This window comes from Streptomyces sp. CO7 (assembly GCF_053474865.1).
Genome location: NZ_JBRIOU010000003.1, coordinates 320,475 through 324,413 on the forward strand (window position 1 = coordinate 320,475; position 3,939 = coordinate 324,413).

Sequence of the window (3,939 nt, forward strand, 5' to 3'; positions counted from 1 at the left end):
GGCGCCTGCGCCGACTGATCCGCCGCGGGGCACCTGCCCCCGCCGCTCCTGACGCCGCGGGCGGTACGGCCGAGGGCCCTGGCGGAGGGACCACCCCGAAGCCGGGCTCGCCCGACGCCGCGGACGCCCTCGTCCCCGCGAAGGCCCCAGCCGCGCCCGTGGCCGGGGCCAACGAAGCCCTCGTGTCCGGGAAGGCCGAGGACGCCCCCGCACCCGGGAAGGCCGAGGACGCCCCCGCACCCGGGAAGGCCGAGGACGCCCCCGTGTCCGGGAAGGCCGAGGACGCCTCCGCACCCGCGAAGGCGGCGGACGCCCCCGTGCCCGCGAAGGCCACGGACGAGACCCCCGGACAGGACCCGCAGGAGGCCGTCGAGGCCCCGATCGCCGAGGAGGACGCGGATGCGCACCCCGCGACTGGCCGCGCTTGAGCTGCGGCGGTTCGGCCGCAGCCGGCTGACCCGGGCCGCACTGGTCTCCATGATCCTGCTGCCGCTGCTGTACGGCGCGCTCTACCTGTGGTCCTTCTGGGACCCCTACGGCAACCTCGACCGCGTCCCCGTCGCGCTGGTCAACCAGGACCGGGGCGCCACCGCCGAGGGCGAACGGCTGACGGCCGGTGACGACATCGCCGACGGCCTGCGCGACAGCGGCGTCTTCGACTGGCGACAGGTCGGCCCCGAGGAGGCGCGCGAGGGCGTGGAGAGCGGCCGGTACTACCTGTCGCTGACCATCCCCGCGGACTTCAGCCGCCGCATCGCCTCCGGAGGCGGCGACGATCCCCGGGCCGGCGCGCTGAAGGTGCGCACCGACGACGCCAACAACTACATCGTCGGCCAGATCTCCCGCACCGTCTTCGCCGAGGTCCGCACCGCCGCCTCCACCAAGGCGACCCGCGGCTTCCTGGACCACATCTTCGTCTCCTTCTCCGACATCCACGACGCCACCGAGGAGGCCGCCACCGGCGCCGACGACCTGGCGGGCGGCATCGAGAAGGCGAAGAAGGGCTCCCAGGACCTGGCCGGCGGCCTCGGCGACGCGCGCACCGGCAGCGAGGACCTGCACAAGGGCCTGACCCGGCTGCACGGCGGCTCCGAGGACGTGGCCTCCGGCGCCCGCCGGGTGGCCGCGGGCACCGGGACCCTGGCCGGCAAGGTCAACGGCGTCGCGGACACCGTGCGTCCCTTCCTGGAGAAGAACGAGCAGACCATCGCCGACACCGCGCGCCTGGTGGCGGACTCCGCCGCCGAGATCCGCGCCAACCTCGGCTCCCTGGCGGACGCCGCGCCCGGGGCGGCCCGCGACGCCGCCACCGCCTCCGCGACCCTCACCGACGTCCACCACACCCGCTGCGAGGTCTCCCCGCTGCCCGACCCGGCCTGCCCCGAGCTGAAGAGGGCCAGGGACGCCGCCGTCGACGCGGCAGCCGTCGCCGCGGACGTCGACAAGCTGGTCACCGGACAGAAGGACCAGCTCGCCGCACTCGACAGGCACCTCGCCACCCTCGAGAAGCAGGCGGACGCCCTCGCCGACCGGGCCCCCCGGCTGACCGAGGACCTCGACGACGCCGTGAGCAGGATCAACGCGCTGGACCGCGGCGCGAAGGCGGTCGCGGCCGGGGCCGGGGACCTCCACAAGGGGATCGGCCGCGCCGAGAAGGGCGCCGCGAACCTCGACGAGGGCGTCGGCGCGCTGAAGAAGGGCGCCGACCGCCTCGACGGCGGCATCTACCGGCTGGTCGACGGCTCCGGCGAACTCGCCGGCGGCCTGCACGAGGGCGCCGGGAAGATCCCCGACCTCGACACGGCCGAACGCGACCGCCGCACCGAGGTGATGGCCGACCCCGTGCGCCTGGCCAACTCCAAGCTCCACCAGGCCGACAACTACGGCACCGCCTTCGCGCCCTACTTCATCCCGCTCGCCCTGTGGGTCGGCGCGATGGTCGCCTACATGCTGATCCAGCCCCTCAACCGCCGGGCCCTGGCGGCCGGGGCGCCGGCCTGGCGGATCGCCGTGGCCGGCTGGCTGCCGGTGGCGGCGCTGGGCGTGCTCCAGGTGACCGCGCTGATGTCCGTCCTGCACTGGGGGATCGGCCTGCGCACGGCCCGCGGCGCGGCCACCGTCGGCTTCCTGCTGCTGGTCACCGTCTGCTTCGCGGCGATCGTCCAATGGCTCAACGCCCGCTTCGGCGCGGCCGGCCGGATCCTGGTGCTCGCCCTGCTGATGCTCCAGCTGACCTCGGCCGGCGGCACCTACCCGGTGGAGACCAGCCCCGGATTCTTCGGCGCGATCCACCCCTACCTGCCGATGAGCCACGTGGTCGAGGCGCTGCGCCGGCTCATCACCGGCGGCGACACCGCCCCGGTCCTGCAGGCCTGCGCGGTCCTCCTCGCCTACACCGCGGGAGCCCTCGTGCTGACCTCGGTCGCGGCCCGGCGCAAGCAGGTGTGGACCTTCGACCGCCTGCGCCCGGAGCTGAGTCTGTGAGAATCGACCGCATGAAAAGCAGCACCGGCCGCCGTGCCGCCACCAAGCAGAAGCTGTACGAGGCGGCCGTGACCCTCATCGCCGAGCAGGGGTTCTCCGCCACCACGGTGGACGAGATCGCCGAGCGCGCCGGGGTCGCCAAGGGCACCGTCTACTACAACTTCGCCAGCAAGTCCGTGCTCTTCGAGGAACTGCTGCGGCACGGAGTCGGGCTCCTGACGGCCTCCCTGCGCGAGGCCGCCGAGCAGACCGCGCGGAGCGGCGGCAGCCGGGTGGACGCGCTGGACGCGATGATCCGGGCCGGTCTGGTCTTCATCCACCGCTACCCGGCCTTCACCCAGCTCTACGTCGCCGAGCTGTGGCGCACCAACCGGGCCTGGCAGGAGACCCTGATGGTGGTCCGCCAGGAGGCCGTCGCGGTGGTCGAGGGAGTGCTGCGGGACGGCGTGGAGGCCGGGGAGTTCAGCGACGAGATCGACGTCTCGCTGACGGCGGCCGCCCTGGTGGGCATGGTCCTCGTCGCGGCGCTGGACTGGCTGGCGTTCCAGCCGGAGCGGTCGCTGGACGACGTGCACGGCGCGCTCTCGCTGCTGCTGCAGGGGCGTGTCGCCGGCCGACGCTGAGCCCGGGGCGGCGCCGAGTCCGCGGCGCCGGCCGCCCGGGGCGCCGAGCCGGGCGGCACGCGCACCGGTACCGCCGCCCCGTGTCGGCGGTACCGGTGGCGCGGTGCCCCGCTCCCCCGGGAACACTCTGCCGCGCCGCCGGGTCCCGCCCCATCCGGGCGGATACTCATCCACCGGCTGAGTACGCGTACTCAGCCGCGCCCGCCGCGGTCGCGTCTACCATCACGGTCGTGTCCGTACTTCCCCTGGTGTTCACCAGCGGCTGGGCCAGCGGCGTCAACGCCTACGCGGTGGTGCTCCTGCTCGGCCTGTTCGGCGCGGCCGGACTGACCGACGAGGTGCCGCAGGCGCTGCAGCGGACCGACGTCCTGGTGGCGGCCGGGGTGCTCTTCCTCTGCGAGGCCGTCGCCGACAAGATCCCCTACCTGGACTCGGTGTGGGACGCCGTCCACACGGTGGTGCGCCCGCTGGCCGGAGCGGTGGTGGGGGCGCTGCTCGCCGGGCAGAGCGGGTCGCTGCCCGAGCTCGCGGCCGGAGCCGTGGGAGGGTCGACCGCCCTGGTCAGCCACCTGGTGAAGGCCGGTACGCGGATGGCGGTCAACACCTCGCCCGAGCCCTTCAGCAACGTGCTGGTGAGCGTCGCGGAGGACCTCGGCGTGGCGGGCGTGGTGACCCTCGCGATCTTCCACCCGGTCGCCGCGGCGGTCGTCGCGGGCGCCCTGCTGCTCGCCGGTCTGGTCGCGATCCTGCTCCTGGCCTCCCGCATCCGCCGCTACCTCCGCCGCCGCGCCCAACGCCGCGAGGAACGCCGACGGGCCGCCCACCCCTGAGC

General features: G+C 74.7%; 3 protein-coding genes and 1 pseudogene. All 4 read left to right on the forward strand.

The genetic code is table 11. The annotated features are described in order from the left end of the window. Positions 1-428: pseudogene (locus ACOV8S_RS11380) on the forward strand (hypothetical protein); the annotation flags it as partial. Further along, positions 400-2,484: a YhgE/Pip family protein gene (locus ACOV8S_RS11385; RefSeq protein ID WP_448317660.1), complete on the forward strand. Its 2,085-nt coding sequence runs from the start codon at positions 400-402 to the stop codon at positions 2,482-2,484. The pseudogene ACOV8S_RS11380 and the gene ACOV8S_RS11385, both read left to right, overlap by 29 nt. 11 nt (positions 2,485-2,495) lie before the next feature. Continuing rightward, the gene (locus ACOV8S_RS11390; protein WP_448317661.1) at positions 2,496-3,107 is read left to right on the forward strand and encodes a TetR/AcrR family transcriptional regulator; all 612 of its coding nucleotides are present in this window, start codon (positions 2,496-2,498) and stop codon (positions 3,105-3,107) included. Positions 3,108-3,337: 230 nt separating this feature from the next. Further along, the gene (locus ACOV8S_RS11395; protein WP_448317662.1) at positions 3,338-3,937 is read left to right on the forward strand and encodes a DUF4126 domain-containing protein; all 600 of its coding nucleotides are present in this window, start codon (positions 3,338-3,340) and stop codon (positions 3,935-3,937) included. The last annotated feature ends 2 nt before the right edge of the window (positions 3,938-3,939 follow it).

Excerpts from the sequence above, each read along its gene's own strand:
- ACOV8S_RS11385 (WP_448317660.1), top strand. The coding sequence starts at position 400 with ATGCGCACCCCGCGACTGGCCGCGCTTGAGCTGCGGCGGTTCGGCCGC.
- ACOV8S_RS11390 (WP_448317661.1), top strand. The coding sequence starts at position 2,496 with ATGAAAAGCAGCACCGGCCGCCGTGCCGCCACCAAGCAGAAGCTGTAC.